The sequence below is a fragment of the Amaricoccus sp. W119 genome (assembly GCF_047275745.1).
Lineage (GTDB): Bacteria > Pseudomonadota > Alphaproteobacteria > Rhodobacterales > Rhodobacteraceae > Amaricoccus.
Window position 1 is genome coordinate 76,743 of record NZ_JBKQWU010000007.1, and the last position, 16,470, is coordinate 93,212.

The window sequence follows — 16,470 nt, forward strand, 5'->3', positions numbered from 1 at the left end:
TCCGCCCGTCTCGCCCCCGGGGTCTCAGGGCCGCGAGCCGAAGGCGGCGAGGAATCGGTCGCGGAACGCTTCCATCGGCCAGACCGGCGCGTCCCCGGACGGGATGAGCCCCTCGACCCAGTTCCAGCCGGTCACGTACCGGACCAGATCGGGCGGGCCGATCACATGGGCGGGCACGTCTCGCGACGCCGGTTCACCCGCGACGAAGCCTGCCGGTTGATGATCACCGAGAACGACGAGCAGGGGCGCGCGGTGGCCCTGACGGGCGGAGAAGGAGAGCACGGCCTCGAGCGCGTAGTCGATCGCGGCGCGGTACTGGGCGCGCACCTTGTCGTGATCGCGCCACAGAGCCTGGGGGCTCTCGCCCGTGGTCGCCCAGCGGCTGAAGATCGCGCCGTCGCCGACCTCCTCCCAGTCGATCAGTGGCGGGATCGGCGTCCAGGGCGCATGGGATGACAGGAGCGCGATCTGCGCGATCACCGGCGGCCGGGTGGCCTGATCGAGTACCATCCGCTCGAAGGCGGCGAGTGTGTACTGGTCGGGCATGGTCACCCAGTTGAACGGCTCACCGGCATATCCGAGATCCTTCGCGGCGAGGACGATATCGTAGGCGAAATACTGCGCCTCGGGCCAGATCATCGTGATCCCCGGCATGACGGCGACGCTCTCCCAGCCGCCCCTCTGGGCGAGGCGCAGCAGGTTGAGGCGCGGGCTCGCGATCAGGGCGCCGTAGCGCGCCTGCGAGTCGACCCTCACCCCTGCGAGCAGCGTGCCGTGGGCGAACCAGCTCTGTCCGCCGACCGTGGGCGCCGTCAGCCAGCCCGACCGCGCGACGAGGCCCGACGCCGCGAGTTCCTCCTGGCCCGCCGCGAGCCTCGCCAGCACTGTCGGGCCATAGAGCGGGTTCTCGAGCGCCGAACGGCCGTAGGATTCGACGAAGATGATCACGATGTCACGGCCGCGGAGCGCCGGAAGCAGGTCATCCGGCGGCGTGCCGATGTAGGGGTCGCGCGCCGCCTCGATCCGGAGGCGTTCGAGATCCTCGCTCGCCTCGACCGCGTTCTGCAGGTGCTGGACGGAGAACCGCGTGGTCCGGGCCGCCGAGAAGGGGACGCTCACGCCACCGAGGTCGAGCAGCGGAAGAACGAGCGCCGCGAGAAACAGCGGCCGGAGCCAGGTTCTGCCGCGGTGCCGCCTCGGAGCAAGCTTCGCGATCCGGCCGGTCGCCCACCAGACCGCGAGCGCGAAAACGAAGATGAGCGCGACGGTCAGCAGGCAGAGGAGCAGGGTCAGGGGCGTGCCGATCGTGCCGGCCGCGAGACGCACGGTCGCGGGGATAAGTTCGCCATCGACCGCGGGATTGAACGGCCGGGCGAAGATCGCATAGGCGGCGAGATCGGCGCCCCGGAGCATCGCGATCGCGACGAGGGCGGCGGCGAGGATCGTTCGGGCGGCGACCAGTACCCACCCGCGAAAGAGCATCAGTCCGAGCACGACGACGGGCAGTTCGAGCGGAAAGGTCAGCGACTCGACCGACACCGCCGTGGAGGAATGGTCGTGCAGGATCAGCGTGACCCAGAGCAGCGCGAACGCGGCCAGCGTGCCGATCATGTGTCACCCTCCTCGACGCGGCGCGCGTAGACGTCGCCGGAGCGCCCCGCGCGGGAGATCAGCGTGGAGATGCCCGCCGCGTCGGTCCAGTCCTCCAGCACGAAACCGGGCGCTTCCCCGGCGATGAAGTTGAACCGGTAGTCGCCGAGTTCGCCGATCCGGGCAAGGCTCGCGCGGGCGACGCCGGGCAGGGCGGGTAGCGTTTCGAATGCGATCCAGTCGACCGGCGCCCGGAGGCCCGCCAGCACCGCGTCCTCGAAACCCTCGACGTCGATCTTGACGAAACGCGGGCGTCCATGGGCCGCGATGAGCGCGTCGAGCGTCGTGACCTCCACCGTCTCGGCCGCGTCCCAGCGGACATGGCCGAAGCCCTTGGTGGCCGCCATGTGCTCCGCGAAGCCGGGGGCGAGCGAGGCGACCGTCGGATGAAGCCGCGGGATCGCGAGGCGGGCCGTTCCGGCCCGCGCACCCGCCGCCGCGCCGACCAGGGTCACGCCGGGTGGCAGATCGCGCTCCAGGAAGGCGCGCAGCAGCGGTTGCGGCTCCAGCGCCACGACGTGCGCCCCCGCCGCGACCATCGCCCGGGTCCGGTTTCCGACATGCGCGCCGATATCGAAGGCGAGATCGCCGGGCCGCAGGATGCCGCGGTAGAGCCGGGCGAGCGCCCGGGCCTTCCACGGCCGCGCGCGATAGATCAGGAGCGAGCGCGCCAGCCCGGCCAAGGCGCGCGCGCCGGTCCCGGCGCCTGTCATCTCCGTGCCAGCCGCCGCAGGTCGCGTGCGAACGACCAGGAGAGCAGCCCGAGCGCGGCCGCCGCGATGGCGCTCGAGAGCGGCGGCGCGATCGGCGGCGCGAGCAGCAGGGTGAGCGCCGCGAGCTGCGCGACGCAGACCGCCTTGCGGCGCCAGGACGGCGCGAGAGGCGCGGCGAAGGCCGGGCGCACCCAGCCGAGGCCGAGGAAGGCATAGCGCATGAACCCGAGGGCGAGCACCCAGGGGCCGGCCTTGTCCATCTGCCAGACGAGAAGCGCCAGCGCGAGGCCGGTCAGCGCGTCGACCTCCATGTCGAACCGGGCCCCGAAGGCGGAGGCGAGGCCCGACCGGCGCGCCAGCCAGCCGTCGATCCCGTCGAGCGCGAGCAGCGCGGCCGAGGCGAGCGCGAACCCCCAGGACGCCGCCGGGCCGGGCACCTGGCCCGCGAGCGCCGCCCCTCCGAGGAGCGCCGCGCCCGCCGCCCGGAAGAGCGTGATCACATTGGCACCGCCGAACCGGTCCGGCGGGTGGAATGCGTCGAGCCGCCCCTGCGCCACGGCGATGATGACCGCGAAGATGCCAAGCGCGATACAGGCGGGGGCCGCGCTCTCGAAAGCGGTGGAGGCGGAGAGGATCATCACCGCCGCGATGGGAAGCGCGGCCGCCCAGAGGCCGCGTCGGGCGCTCCAGGCCGAGGCGGAGGTCGAGGCGGGGACGAGAGCGGCGCGCGGCTGGGTCATCGCCGCCCCTCCGGTTTGGAGCGGCTCCGGGCTTCTGCTATCGTCGGGACGGTTCGCAGCGGGAGAAGGAACGGCGTCATATGGGCTACGGGACCGTCTCCCGCCTCTTTCACTGGATCACGGTGGCAATCGTGATCGTCATGATACCGGTCGGATTGACGATGGTCGAGGAGGTGCCGCGCGCGCTTCAGGACCGTCTCTTCATCCTGCACAAGGGGCTCGGCGCCTGCTTCCTGGTTTTCATTCTCGCCCGGATCGCCTGGCGCGTCCTGAACCCGCCGCCGCCCCTGCCCGCGGATCTGCCGCGCGCGCAGCGTCTGGCCGCCTCTGCGGTGCATCTCCTGCTCTACGCGCTGCTCCTGACCATGGCGGTCAGCGGCTACGTCCGGGTGACGGCGGGGGGATTTCCGATCGAGCTTTTCGACGCGCTCGGGCTTCCACCGGCGTTCGGGAAGAACGAGGCCGTGGCCGAAGCCGCGAAGGCCGTGCATGCGACGGCCAAGACGGTGCTGATCGCCGCCATCGCGCTCCACCTCGGCGCCGCGCTCTATCACGGGCTGGTGCTGCGGGACGGGATACTGGCCCGGATGTGGCCGCCGGTCGGGCGGGTCGGCCCATCTGCCCGGCGCTAGCGCCGGTGGTCCGAGCCCTTGCTGTGGGTCGGCTTGATGAAGACCTTCTCGACCGCGCCGAGCAGGGTGACCCCAAGGTCGACGACCGGCTGTGCCGGGCCGAACCGGGAGGGCCAGCCGAACCACCCGGCTTCGATCCGGGCGCGCAGGCGGCGCTCGCCTTTGGCGCGAGTGACCTCATCCGTTGGGCTGGTATTTCGCGGTGCAGCATAGACGGTCGAGCGGAGTGACGCCGGAGCTCGGCGTGGGGGACGAAGCGGGAACGTGTAGGCCATGGGCTCGCGGAGGGGGTCGGAGTACGGGTGGGAAGCAACACGACCCGCGAGCGGCGGCGGCGGGCGGTCAGCGGGCCGATGAGGGACTGCTAACTCCCCATCGGCCCTTGCCGTATGCCCGCCAGAGGTGCGCGGACGGCGGCTGAGCTAGGTTAGTAGCACGCCGGCGCCCTTGGCGAAACGGCCTTGCCGCGGCGCAACGGCGATCGGCGGGGCTCCGCTGACAGCAAGAATCCGCCGTCGGCGGATTGGTGGCGCTCCGACGAGGCATAACACCTATAGGTTGTATATCGCGATGTTTAGGTTGTTATGGGCGCGGCCTTGATCGCATAGGCGAAACTCGCCGCGTCGAGGCAATCGAGGAGGAGTCCGGCCACTTCCGCCTGCGGATACATCAGGAACGCCACGAGGTGATTCGAGCCGGGCAGGACCACGTCATGCGCGTCGTTATAGGCGAGCCAGTTGCCCTCCCAGGCGCCGAAGAGCGCGTCGCGCGCCGCCGTCACCTTCTCGTTGTCGAGCGCGTTGTTGCCCGGCGGCTCCTCCAGAACGACCTTTCGCACATCGGCCGGATCGACCGGAACCCAGCCCGGCCCGTCGAGCCAGACTTCGGCGCGGCAATGCTGCGCCTTGCTCACGTCCTCGGTTCCCGCGCCAAGGCTCTTGTAGCCGAAGGCCGAGGGCGCCACGCGGATACCGTAGAGATCGCGCGCGGGGAGGCCGGAGGCACGCGCCAGCGCGACATAGAGCGCGTTGATATCCGCGCATTTGCCGCCGAGGTCGCCGCTCTCCAGCATGCTCGCCACATCGCCGATGCCGCAGCCCCGGACGTCCGCGACGCGCTGGCTGTTGTCCACGACCCAGTCGTAGAGCGCCTTCGCCTTCTCCCGGTCGGAGGTCGCGCCCGCGACGATCCGGTCCGCCGTTTCCTTCACGATGCCATCGGTCGGCAGCAGGTTCGTCGCCGCGAGATACCGCGCCCGTTCCTCGTCGCCGAGCGGAGCGGTGCCGGTCCGGCTCAGGCTGCCGCCCCGGTCGCGGGTCCGGAAGAAGCTGGTGACCGTCAGTGTCGGCTTGGGGATCCCGGGGCCGTATTCCGCCCGGATCATCCGCGCGCCACTCGCCGGGTCGGTGACGATCTCGGCGCGCTCGGCATTGCCGCGCCACTGGTCCTCCTCGGGCACCATCCACTCCGCCTCGTCGATCGATGGCAGCGGAACCCAGGCCTTGACCGGTCCCTCGATCGCTCCGATGGGCGCACCGGCGGGCGCGCGGATCTCGAGCGTCGTCGTCAGCACGTAGCTCCGCCAGTCGCCTGGCCGCGGATCGAACTCCACCGCGGCTCGCGCGTGGCGCGGCAGGGCCGAGAGCGCCGCGACGCCGGCGGTGCCCGCCAGAAACTCGCGTCTTTTCATGGATTGATCCTCCCTTGCATCATCTGTCCGGTAGGCCGGTCGGTTCGGTCAGCGCGTCGAGCCGGGCGCGTGTCGCCGCGCCATCCCAGGCGACATCGCCATCGGCCGCGAGCACGGGCGCGCCGCTTCCGGTGAAGACGAAGCTCGCCGGCAAGCCCGCCACATCCCAGGCACGCGCCCCCGCGAGGTGGCGGTCCATCGCAACGGGCAGGCGAATGCCGGTGCTCTCCAGAAACCGGCTCACCCGGGCATCGACCTCGCCCACGTCGATCGTGATCACCCTCAGATTCGGGCGGTCGGCCGCCAGGCGGTCGAGCGCCGAGAGTTCTGGAACACAGGGCGGACACCAGGTGGCGAAGAAATGCACGATGACCGGCCCTTCAGCCGCGCCCGCCGAGGGCAGGGTGATCTCGCCGCCGCCGAGCAGGTCGAGCGCCAGCGGCCGCTTGTCACCGCCGCTCCAGGGTCCGAGCTCGTCCGCGGCCAGGGGAACGGGCACGAGCGCGAGCATCGAGGCCAGCGCGGCGGTCCGGATGTGTTTCGTCTGGCCCCGAGACTCGGGAGTGGGCGCGACAGGCATCCGGGGAGTTTCCGGGGCGCCCGGAGTGCTTGTCAATGCGGCCTTTCGGACCGGGGGGCGGACGGGTCCCTGCGGCGGTGGCGGCCGCGCCGGCCGGGTTCGGTGGCACGCCCGGCGAGGCGCCGCTATAGTCGCGCGCGCAATGGAGGGAGGCGAAGCATGGCGGATGGGATCGAGTCGCGGCCGCGGCTGACGGAACTCGCGCATGGCGGCGGCTGCGGCTGCAAGATCGCGCCGGGCGTGCTGCGCGACCTGCTCGCGGATCAGCCCATGCTCGGCGCGTTTCCGAATCTTCTCGTCGGCACCGAGACCGCGGACGACGCCGCCGTCTGGCAGATCGATGACGGGACCTGCGTGATCGCCACCACGGATTTCTTCATGCCGATGGTCGATGATCCCTTCGATTTCGGCCGGATCGCCGCGGCCAATGCGATCTCGGACGTCTATGCGATGGGCGGTGCGCCGGTCATGGCGCTCGCGATCCTCGGCATGCCGATCGACAAGCTCGATCCCGCGACGATCCGCGAGATCCTGAAGGGCGGCGCCAGCATCTGCGGCGAGGCGGGAATTCCCGTCGCCGGTGGGCATTCGATCGACGCGCCCGAGCCGATCTATGGTCTCGCGGTGATCGGGCTCGTCCACCCCGACCGGCTCCGCCGCAATGCCGGCGCCCGCCCCGGCGACGCGCTCATCCTGACCAAGGGACTGGGCGTCGGCATCTATTCCGCCGCGATCAAGAAAGGCGCGCTCGACGCCGAGGGGTATGCCGAGATGGTCGCGTCGACCACGCTGCTCAATCGCGTCGGCGCCGATCTGGCCGGTGATCCGGAGGTCCATGGCATCACCGATGTGACGGGTTTCGGCATCCTCGGCCACGCGCTCGAAATGGCCCGTGGATCGGGCGTGACGCTCAGGCTCCGCGAGGACGACCTGCCGTTTCTCGCCCAGGCACGGCGGCTCGCGGAGGCGGGTTTCGCCACGGGGGCCTCGACCCGGAACTGGGCGAGCTACGGCGCCGAGGTCAGGCTTCCCGAGAACCTGCCCGGCGGACTCCCCGACTGGCGGCGGAAGCTCCTGACCGATCCCCAGACTTCGGGCGGGCTCCTCGTCGCCTGCGCCGAGAGCGCGGCCGACATCCTGCTCGCCGCCATCCGTTCGGCCGGCTATCCGATGGCCCGGCGCATCGGCGACGTGGTCGCGGGGCCCTCCGTCGTCGAGGTCACATAGGGTCAGTCCGCCGTCCCCCGCCGGTCCCATCGCCGCCGCCCGCCAGTGTATCCCCGGGCGAAATGTCGTCCGGCACGTAAAGATCGGCGCCCCGCGGGTTGATCCGGCGCAGGTCGCCGCGCCGGAGCGTCAGGCCCTGGCGGTCGAAGAAATCGAGGATCTGGATCGCGACCTTGCGGCCGTTGTCCATCCTGTCGCGGAAGGCGGCGGCGGTGAACCAGCCCTCGGCCGCCGCGTCGGAGAGGGCGCGCGCGAGTTCCGCCATCTCGATCGTGGTCGCCCGCCGGAAGAAATGGTCCTTCGCGATTTCGTCCACCCGGCCGGCGCGGGCGCAAAGCCGCATGACCCTGCGGATCTCGCCCTCATCGAGTCCCAGCGTTCCGGCGAAATCGCGCACCCGGGGCGGCCGGAACCGGATCGCGCCGCCGAGACCCTCCGCGACCCGGGCATAGATCGCCTCGTCCTCATCCGTCAGCCGGGCCGTATGGCTCGGCAGGCGAAGGAAGGCGCCTTGGAGCACCAGACGGCCGGCGTCGGCCTCCGCGCGGAGGAAATCGAGGAAATCCTCCTTCGGCAACCGGGGCGTCAGCGCGAGCCGGAGTCGTTCGCGCGGCATCCCCTGCAATTCGGGATTGCCGGCGTGATAGGCGCCGAGCGCCTCGGTCATCGCCGCGCCGAGCCGCTCGGTCCCGCCGCGGGCGACCAGGATTCCGCCGATCCGTTCGGCGCCGGCCCCGGCGACCGCCGCCGCGAGGTCGGCTTGCGTCATCGCGCGGTCGCGGCCGAAGGCGTCGTGCTCGACGACGCCCGGCGGTAGCGCGAGCAGCGCCGCGAGCGCCGCCCCCGCTTCGGGACGATCCGCCGCCGCGAGGATGGCCCGCCGCGCTTCGGTGCGCCGCTTGCGTCCCGGCGGGCGAAGGTCGAGGAACCGGCCGCCGCCGATGGTGCGCCGGGCCGAGACGTCGCGCAGGATGTAGCGGTCCCCGACGAAACCGGCGATGGGCCGTTCAAGCACCAGCTGCGCGGGTCCGGTCGCGCCGGGCGCGATCGGTTCGCCGAGCGGTATGACGCGCGCGCCGACCTCGGACGCGCCGCTGTGCAGATGGGCCGGGAACCACCCGCCGGCCGGTTTGGCTTCCGAGGCCAGGATGGTGAGCGTCGCGTCGATCCGGTCCGTCGGCGCGAAGATCTCCGGGGCGAGCACCACGTCGCCGCGCGAGATCGACTCCTTCGTCACACCCTCGCCGGTGAGGTTGAGCGCGCATCGCTGGCCCGCCTCGGCGCGCTCGGTGGCTGTGTCCTGCGCCCGGATCGACCGGACGCGGGCGGCGAGCCCCGCCGGGGCGATGGTGACGCGATCGCCGATGGTCACCGCGCCCGAGACCAGCATGCCGGTCACCACGGTTCCGGCCCCCCGCAAGGTGAAGCTCCGGTCCACGACGAGACGCGTGAGCCCCCCGTCGCCGCGCGCCGCGGTCGCACGCTCCTCCGCCGCCAGATGGTCGCGGAGCGCCGCCACCCCCTCGCCGGTCAGCGCCGCGACCGGAAAGACCGGCGCGCCCGCGAGGCCCGTGCCCGCCAGAAGCGCAGCGACTTCGACCATCACCGCGGCGCGGCGCGCTTCGTCGGCGAGATCGGCCTTGGTGAGCGCCACCGCGCCCCGCGCGACACCAAGCAGATCGAGGATCGCCACATGCTCGGCCGTCTGCGGCATCACCCCGTCGTCGCAGGCCACCACGAGCAGGGCGAAGTCGATCCCGCCTGCGCCCGCCAGCATCGTGTGCACGAACCGTTCGTGCCCCGGCACATCGACGAAGCCGGTGATCCCCGCGCTCGGGTCCCCGGCGATGCGCGCATAGGCGAAGCCGAGGTCGATGGTGATCCCGCGGGCCTTCTCCTCGGCGAGGCGGTCGGCGTCGATCCCGGTCAGGGCCTTCACCAGCGCGGTCTTGCCGTGGTCGATATGCCCCGCCGTGCCGATGATCATGGCCGGGCCAGGGCGAGACTTTCGAGGAAGCCGGCCTCGTCTGCGAGGCAGCGCAGATCGAGGATGAGGGCGCCGCGCGAGACATGACCCAGGATCGGGCGGGGCAGGGCGCGGAACGCCGCGGCGAGCCGGTCGGCCGCGATCGCGGAGAACCGCAGGCCCGCGCTCGGCAATGTCTCGACCGGGAGCGCGCCGGAACCGATCTGGCTCGCGCAGGCGACGGCGCCCACGATCACGCCGGGCAGCCGCGCCGCCGCCTCGGGCGCCAGCCGCTCCGCCTGCGCGCGGATCTCCGCCTCCGGCCGCGCCATCGCCCGCGCGGTCGGCAGGCGTTCGGTGAGCCGGTCGGGGTCGCGGTAGAGGCGGAGCGTGGCTTCGAGCGCCGCGAGCCGGATCTTGTCGATCCGGAGCGCGCGTTTCATCGGATTGGCGTTGATCGCGGCGATGAGGTCGCGGCGGCCGACGATCAGCCCCGCCTGCGGCCCGCCGAGCAGCTTGTCGCCGGAGAAGGTGACGAGATCGGCGCCCTCGGCCACCGCCTCGCGCACCGTGGGCTCGCGCGCGATGCCGAAGCGGGAAAGGTCGATCAGCGTGCCGGAGCCGAGGTCGTTCAGGAGCGGCACGCCCGCCTCCTTCGCGATCCGTGCGAGCTCGGCGCCCGGCACCTCGGCGGTGAAACCCTCGATCCGGTAGTTCGACGGATGCACCTTGAGGATCAGCGCGGTCTCGGGGGCGAGCGCGCCGCGATAGTCCTTCGCATGGGTGCGGTTGGTCGTGCCGACCTCGCGGAGCGTCACGCCCGCGCGCGCCATGATGTCGGGCATGCGGAAGGCGCCGCCGATCTCGATCAGCTCGCCCCGCGAGACGATGGCCTCGCGCCCCTCGCCGAGCGTGTTGAGCGCGATCAGAACGGCGGCGGCGTTGTTGTTGACGACGGTCGCATCCTCGGCGCCCGTCAGTTCGGTGAGAAGCCCGCGCAGATGCGAGTCCCGCTCGCCGCGGCGCCCGGTGTCGAGGTCGAATTCCAATGCCGCAGCCTCGCGCATCGCGGCGACCGCCGCCTCCACCGCCGCCTCGGCGAGCAGCGCGCGGCCGAGGTTGGTGTGCAGGATCGTGCCGGTCAGGTTGAAGAGCGGGCGCAGGTTCGACCGCGCCGCCGCTTCGAGCCGGAGCGCGAGGGCGCCGCCGATGTCGGTCGGCATCGCCGCGCCGCGCCGGATCTCGGCCAGCAGGTCGCGCGCGGCCTCGGTGACCACCGCGCGGCCGTGCCGGGCGACGAGCGCGGCTTCAGCCGTCAGAAGCCGGTCGACCGAGGGCAGGTCGCGCATCCGGGCGCGGGTCTCGCCATCCATCGTCAGTAGCCGATCAGGAACGGGTCGAATCCGGCGCGGCGCCATTCGGTCGCGCCCATCATCGCGTCGAGCCCGAGGCTTGCCACATCGTCGGCGATGGCTTCGAGCCCGGCGTCCTTCGTCTGGTAGAGGATCTTCACCCAGGAATGGCAGCTGTCGCAGACCTCGGCCTTGATCACCGCCTCGCCTTCGCCGAGCGAGCGGTAGCCGATGCCCTTGGTCGCGCCGCAGGCGAGGCATTTGACCCGCACCTCGTTCCAGAGCGTCGCGCAGGTCGCGCAGGCGGCGTAGCGCACGCCCTCCAGCCGGGGCAGGGCGATGACCAGCGAACTCGCCGGGCGGCCGCCGCAGCAGGGGCAGACGCCGGTTCCGACCGGGACGAGCCGTTCGGCGTCGAGCGTGGCGGCGAGGCGGGCGGCGTGGACCTGAAGCCCGGCGGCGACGTAGAGATGCGCCGCCGCTTCCTCGACCGGCACGGTCGCCGCGATCAGGTTCAGCGCCATGCGCTCCCGCTCCGCGACCGGGCTCGAACGCACGGCGTCGAGCGCGGCGCGCGCGGCTTCGGGTTGCGGGATCGCCGCCGCGGCCTCGAGGAGTTTCGCGATCGTCGAATGGAGATCTTCGGAGCGTGCGAGCGTGGCGCCGTCGATCGGCGGCATCGCCGCTTCGCGCGCCCGCGCCACCGTCTCGCCCGTGAGGGGCGGGAGCGGCTCGCCCGAGACGGGCGGGGGTGTCTCGCCCGAGACGGGCGGCAGAGGCTGGCCGGCGATCTCCGCCTGGAGCTTCGTCAGTTCGGCGAGAAAGCTCAGGTAGGGCCCGAGCCGGCTCGAACCGGCGAGGAAGGCGAGGCGTTTCGAGCGCCGCGAAAAGACCGCCGCCGGGTCGGGCAGGATCGCGAAGGGCGGCTGGGCGATGACCCCGATCCGCGAGGGATCGGGTGCGATGTCAGGGGGCATTCATCTCCTCCGGGCCGACCGGCCACGTTCTCTCCCGGGCCTACTCCGCGGGACCCGTCCGGTCGAGCCGGGCCAGTTCGCGCAGCCATTTCCGGTGATGGCGCCAGGCCCAGCCGCCGGTCACCGTGCCCCTTGTCATGGCGCGGATGGTGCCGCGCGTCCAGATCGCCGCGTAGACATGGACGATGAAGACGCAGATGATCAGCACCGCCGCCATCGAGTGCAGCATCGTCGCCACCCGCCGAACCGGAATCGACACGACGCCGGCGAAATACTGCTGCCACATCACGATGCCGGTGGCGATCAGCACGAGGATGAGCACCGTCATCGCCCAGAAGACGATCTTCTGCCCGGCGTTGTACTTGCCGAGCTCCGGCAGCTTCTCCTCCTGCCCCGACAGGATCTCGCCCGGATGCGAAAGCCAGGTCGCATCCTCCTTCGCCGGCAGGTTGAGCTTCGCCATGCGGCAGAAGAGGACGAAGAAGCTGAGGAACAGGATCACGCCGATCCAGGGATGCAGCATCCGCGTCGTCTGCCCGCCGCCGAAGAGCCCGGTGAGGAAGAAGAGCGACGGATGGAAGAGCGCCAGGCCCGAGATCAGCAGGAGGACGAGGCTCGTCGCGGTGATCCAGTGATTGACCCGGGTGGCGGGGCCGTAGCGGCGGACGGTGACCGGCTCGACGCTCTCGATCCGGTCGCCGGATTGGGAATAGACACGCTCGCTCATCGCTTCGGCCCTCCGTCCTCGGTTTCCACGAGATCCTCGGCCTGCTCCTCGTCCTCGCGGCTCACCTCATTGGCGCGTGCGAGGAAGCCGTGCAGCGTGGCACCGACCGCCATCATCCCCATCGCGGCGAGGCCCACGTATTTGGTCACGCCCTTCCAGGTCTCGACGACGGCGGAGATCTTCGGATCGGCCGGCAGGTCCGCGTAGATCTCGGGCTTGTCGGCGTGATGGAGCACATACATCACATGCGTGCCACCGACGCCCTGCGGATCGTAGAGCCCGGCATTTTCGAAGCCGCGCGACTTCAGATCGGCGATGCGCTCCTCGGCATGGGCCTTCATGTCCTCCTTGGTGCCGAAGGTGATGCATTCGGTCGGACAGGCCTTGGCGCAGGCCGGGCCCTGGCCGACCGCGATACGGTCGGAGCAGAGGGTGCATTTATGCGCCGTATGCGTGACCTGCGAGATCCGCGGGATGTCGAACGGGCATCCGGAGACGCAATAGCCGCAGCCGATGCAGTTCTCCGAGATGAAATCGACGATGCCGTTGGAATATTGCACGATGGCGCCCGGCGCCGGGCAGGCCTTGAGACAGCCCGGGTCCTCGCAATGCATGCAGCCGTCCTTGCGGATCAGCCATTCGAGCTGGTTGGTCTCGGGATTGTCCCATTCGGTGAACCGCATGAGCGTGAACATCTCGGGCGTGAGGTCGTGCGGGTTCATGTAGGACCCGACGAATTCCTCGATCTCCGGATGGGTGTCGTTCCACTCGATACAGGCCGACTGGCACGCCTTGCAGCCGATGCATTTGGTCACGTCGATCAGTTTCGCAACCTTGGTCAGTTCCCGCTCCGGCCGAGGCAGGTCGAGGGTCGCGGACCGGCGGACGACATCCGCCGGGCCGAAATAGCTGTCGAGTTGCTCGACCGGCGGATTCGACCGCGCGGTGGTGGGTTCCGGGGCCGTGGTCATGACGTGGCTCCCTCGCTTGGCGCGGTCGTTGGCTCGATATTGACGAGGAACGCCTTGGTCTCAGGCGTCTCGACATTCGCGTCGCCGACGAAGGGGGTCAGCGAGTTCGGGCCGAATCCCTTGCGCGCGGCGCCGGTGAAGCCCCAGTGCAGCGGAATGCCGACGACATGCACCGTCTTGCCGTCGCAACTGAGCGGCTTGATCCGCTTCGTCACCATCGCCTTGGCCTTGATCGAGCCGCGGTTCGACCAGACCCGCACCCAGTCGCCGCCTGAAATCCCCTTCTCCTCCGCGAGCTGTTCCGAGATCTCCACGAAGAACTGCGGCTGCAGCACGGAATTCACCGGGTTGTGCTTCGTCCAGTAGTGGAAATGCTCGGTCAGCCGGTAGGAGGTGCCGACATAGGGGAAGGCCTCCGAGGTTCCGAGCTGCGCGGCGTCCGCCTCGAAGATGCGCGCGGCGGGGTTGCCGCGGATCTCGGGGTTGAGGAAGTTCGCGATCGGCGACTCGAAGGGTTCCGCGTGCATCGGGAAGGGCCCGTCGCGCATCAGCCCGCGCGAGAAGAGCCGCGACATGCCCTCGGGGTTCATGATGAACGGCATCACATCGCGCGGCGCGGCGGTCGGCGAAATGTCGGGCACGTCGTAACCCTCCCATTTCGCGCCCGTCCACTCGATGAGCTTGCGGCTCGGGTCCCAGGGCTTGCCGTCGAGATCGGCGGAGGCGCGGTTGTAGAGGATGCGCCGGTTGACGGGCCAGGAGAACGACCAGTTGAGATAGGCGCCGGTGTCGTCGGGATCGCTGGTATCCCGGCGGGCCATGTTGTTGCCGTTCTCGTTCCAGCAGCCGGAATAGATCCAGCAGCCGGACATGGTCGAGCCGTCGTCGCGCAGCTGGCTGAAGTTCAGCAGCTGCTGCCCGGTCTCCGCCAGAACCTTGGTCGGGTCGGTCGCATCGCGCACCGTCGAGAGTGCGCGGCCGTTGATCTCGCGCGCGAGTTCCTCCGGGGTCGGGTCCTTCGGGTCGGCGTAGTCCCAGGAGAGGTTCAGGATCGGCTCCGGCACGGCGCCGCCTTCCTCGCGGTAGAGCTCGCGGACGCGCACGAAGATCTCCGCCATGATCGCGGTGTCGAACTTCGCCTCGCCCGGCGGTGTCGCCCCGGGCCAGTGCCATTGCAGCCAGCGCCCGGAATTGGTGAGCGAACCCTCGTCCTCCGCGAAACAGGTGGAGGGGAGCTGGATCACCTCCGTCTGGATCGAGGCGGTGTCCACGTCGTTGAAGTCGCCGTGATTCTCCCAGAACCGCGCCGTCTCGGTCTCAAGCGGGTCCATGGTCACGAGAAGCTTCAGCTTCGAGAGCGCCTCGGTGAGCTTGGCCCGGTTCGGGAAGGCGAGCAGCGGGTTGAAGCCCTGGCAGAAGTAGAGGTTCACCTCGCCTTTGCTCATCATCTCGAACATGCGCAGGATGTCGTAGTTCGCGACATCGAGCTTGGGCAGGTAGTCGAAGCACCAGCCGTTCTCCGCCGTCGCATGATCGCCCCACATCGCCTTCATGTAGGAGACCATGAACTTGCGGTAGTTCTGCCAGTAGCTCGTCTGGTTCGGCCGGAGCGGCTTGAACTGCTTCGTCGACATGTAGGTCTCGAAGTCGATGTCCTTCTCCGTCGGCATCGCGAGATAGCCGGGGAGCAGGTTCGACATGAGACCGATATCGGTCAGGCCCTGGATGTTGGAATGGCCGCGCAGCGCGTTCATCCCGCCGCCCCTGACCCCGATATTGCCGAGGATGAGCTGGAGCATCGCCATGCCGCGGATGTTCTGCGACCCCTTGGAATGCTGGGTCCAGCCGAGCGCGTACATCGAGGTCATGGTCCTGGTCGGCGACGAGCATTCGCCGATCATCTCCGCGATATGCAGGAACCGGTCCTTCGGCGTGCCGCAGATCCGCTCCACCGTCTCGGGCGTATAGGGATCGACATGCGCCTTCAGCAGGTTCCAGACGCAGCGCGGGTCCGCAAGCGTCGGATCGGTCCGCGCGAATCCGTCCTCGCCGATCTGGTATTCCCAGGTCGAACGGTCGTAGTCGCGTTTCTCCTCGTCATAGCCGGTGAAGAGCCCGTCGGACCAGCCGAAGCCCTCGTTCACGATCAGGCTGGCGTTGGTGTAGTTGCGAACGTAGTCCCACTGCACCTTGTCGTTCTCGATGCACCAGCGGATCATCCCCATCAGCCAGGCGATGTCCGAGCCGGGCCGGATCGGGGCGTAGTAGTCCGCGACCGAGGCCGTGCGGGTGAAGCGCGGGTCGACGACGATGAGCTTGGCGCCGCGCTGCGCCTTCGCCTCCGTCACCCATTTGAAGCCGCAGGGATGCGCCTCCGCGGCGTTGCCACCCATCACGATGACAAGATCGGTATTCTTGATGTCCGTCCAGGAGTTGGTCATCGCACCGCGACCGAAGCTTGGAGCCAGACTGGCCACCGTCGGTCCGTGTCAGACACGCGCCTGGTTATCGAATCCCGCGACGCCGAGGGCCTTGATGACTTTCGTCGTCGCCCAGGCGGTTTCGTTCGTGGTGGCCGAGGCGGCGAGATAGCCGGCGCTCGTCCAGCGGTTCACCGTGAGGCCATCCGCGTTCTCGGTGATGAGGTTGGCGTCGCGATCGTCCTTGATCGCCCGCGCGATCTTCTCGATCGCCTCCTCCCAGCTGATCGGCTCGAACCGGTCGGAGCCGGGCTTGCGATGCATCGGCCGGGTGAGCCGGGTCGGTGCCTTGACGAAATCCTTGAGCGCGGAGCCCTTCGGGCAGAGCGTGCCCCGGTTCGTCGGATGGTCGGCGTCGCCTTCGATATGGAGAAGGTCGGCGTCGCCCTGTTTCGGGTCGCCCTTCGAATAGAGGATGATCCCGCAGGCGACGGAGCAATATGGGCAGGTGTTGCGCGCCTCGGTCGTCGTCCAGAGCTTGAAATCCCTGACATGCGCGATCTCCGCGGCTTCGGCCTCGCCGAAGCCCATCGCACCGACCGATGTGGCAGCGACACCCACGCCTGCGAGCTTCAGGAAGCCCCGGCGTGAGAGGTCCACGTTCATCGTCGTCCTCCTCATTGGCTGTCTCGAGAATGCGGATAGCTGGTTTCGAGAATATGCTTGCCTGCCCCTGCGTCAACTGTTCCAAAGTCGGGCGGTTCCTTGTCGCGGCGCGGCAATTCGGCCTTTGGAGCGGCGGCGCTGGAACCGCTCGGGGGCCCG

The 16,470-nt window shown here is 69.9% G+C and carries 14 protein-coding genes; 2 read left to right on the forward strand and 12 right to left on the reverse strand.

Translation table 11 applies throughout. The annotated features are described in order from the left end of the window. Positions 1-24 precede the first annotated feature (24 nt). Genes ACLJK8_RS06410 through ACLJK8_RS06420 form a run of 3 tightly spaced genes read right to left on the reverse strand, consistent with a single transcriptional unit; the run spans position 25 to position 3,103 of the window. The gene (locus tag ACLJK8_RS06410) at positions 25-1,611 is read right to left on the reverse strand and encodes a sulfatase (protein ID WP_413149274.1); all 1,587 of its coding nucleotides are present in this window, start codon (positions 1,609-1,611) and stop codon (positions 25-27) included. Beyond that, positions 1,608-2,363, reverse strand: coding sequence for an FkbM family methyltransferase (locus ACLJK8_RS06415; protein WP_413149275.1), 756 nt, complete (start codon positions 2,361-2,363; stop codon positions 1,608-1,610). The genes ACLJK8_RS06410 and ACLJK8_RS06415 overlap by 4 nt, the downstream gene beginning before the upstream one ends. Next, complete coding sequence (locus ACLJK8_RS06420) at positions 2,360-3,103, reverse strand: CDP-alcohol phosphatidyltransferase family protein (protein WP_413149276.1); 744 nt, start codon at positions 3,101-3,103, stop codon at positions 2,360-2,362. Before ACLJK8_RS06420 ends, ACLJK8_RS06415 begins: the two co-directional genes overlap by 4 nt. Positions 3,104-3,183: 80 nt before the next feature. Here ACLJK8_RS06420 and ACLJK8_RS06425 point away from each other — a divergent pair, with 80 nt between their 5' ends. Then, entirely contained in the window at positions 3,184-3,735 is a 552-nt protein-coding gene (locus tag ACLJK8_RS06425) for a cytochrome b (RefSeq protein WP_413149277.1), read from the forward strand. Here the strand turns inward: ACLJK8_RS06425 and ACLJK8_RS06430 are convergent. From ACLJK8_RS06430 to ACLJK8_RS06440, 3 genes are all read right to left on the reverse strand, one after another. Then, entirely contained in the window at positions 3,732-4,010 is a 279-nt protein-coding gene (locus tag ACLJK8_RS06430; RefSeq protein ID WP_413149278.1) for a hypothetical protein, read from the reverse strand. The genes ACLJK8_RS06425 and ACLJK8_RS06430 overlap by 4 nt on opposite strands. A gap of 299 nt (positions 4,011-4,309) precedes the next feature. Then, entirely contained in the window at positions 4,310-5,425 is a 1,116-nt protein-coding gene (locus tag ACLJK8_RS06435; RefSeq protein WP_413149279.1) for a transglutaminase-like domain-containing protein, read from the reverse strand. Between the two features lie 19 nt (positions 5,426-5,444). Beyond that, entirely contained in the window at positions 5,445-6,005 is a 561-nt protein-coding gene (locus tag ACLJK8_RS06440; RefSeq protein ID WP_413149280.1) for a TlpA family protein disulfide reductase, read from the reverse strand. Between the two features lie 159 nt (positions 6,006-6,164). Between ACLJK8_RS06440 and selD the strand changes: the two genes are divergently transcribed. Further along, positions 6,165-7,232 (forward strand): selenide, water dikinase SelD, encoded by a 1,068-nt coding sequence (gene selD, locus ACLJK8_RS06445; protein WP_413149281.1) that lies wholly within the window; start codon positions 6,165-6,167, stop codon positions 7,230-7,232. Here the strand turns inward: selD and selB are convergent. Genes selB through fdnG form a run of 6 tightly spaced genes read right to left on the reverse strand, consistent with a single transcriptional unit; the run spans position 7,225 to position 16,311 of the window. Continuing rightward, positions 7,225-9,219, reverse strand: a complete 1,995-nt coding sequence (gene selB, locus ACLJK8_RS06450; protein WP_413149282.1) for a selenocysteine-specific translation elongation factor — start codon at positions 9,217-9,219, stop codon at positions 7,225-7,227. The genes selD and selB overlap by 8 nt on opposite strands. Beyond that, complete coding sequence (gene selA / locus ACLJK8_RS06455) at positions 9,216-10,571, reverse strand: L-seryl-tRNA(Sec) selenium transferase (RefSeq protein WP_413149283.1); 1,356 nt, start codon at positions 10,569-10,571, stop codon at positions 9,216-9,218. Before selA ends, selB begins: the two co-directional genes overlap by 4 nt. 2 nt (positions 10,572-10,573) lie before the next feature. Continuing rightward, a complete protein-coding gene (gene fdhE / locus ACLJK8_RS06460; RefSeq protein ID WP_413149284.1) occupies positions 10,574-11,527 on the reverse strand; it encodes a formate dehydrogenase accessory protein FdhE in 954 nt (317 codons plus the stop codon). Positions 11,528-11,567: 40 nt separating this feature from the next. Further along, positions 11,568-12,254: a formate dehydrogenase subunit gamma gene (locus ACLJK8_RS06465; RefSeq protein ID WP_413149285.1), complete on the reverse strand. Its 687-nt coding sequence runs from the start codon at positions 12,252-12,254 to the stop codon at positions 11,568-11,570. Next, entirely contained in the window at positions 12,251-13,225 is a 975-nt protein-coding gene (gene fdxH, locus ACLJK8_RS06470) for a formate dehydrogenase subunit beta (RefSeq protein ID WP_413149286.1), read from the reverse strand. The genes ACLJK8_RS06465 and fdxH overlap by 4 nt, the downstream gene beginning before the upstream one ends. Continuing rightward, entirely contained in the window at positions 13,222-16,311 is a 3,090-nt protein-coding gene (gene fdnG, locus ACLJK8_RS06475) for a formate dehydrogenase-N subunit alpha (protein ID WP_413149287.1), read from the reverse strand. The genes fdxH and fdnG overlap by 4 nt, the downstream gene beginning before the upstream one ends. Positions 16,312-16,470 lie beyond the last annotated feature (159 nt).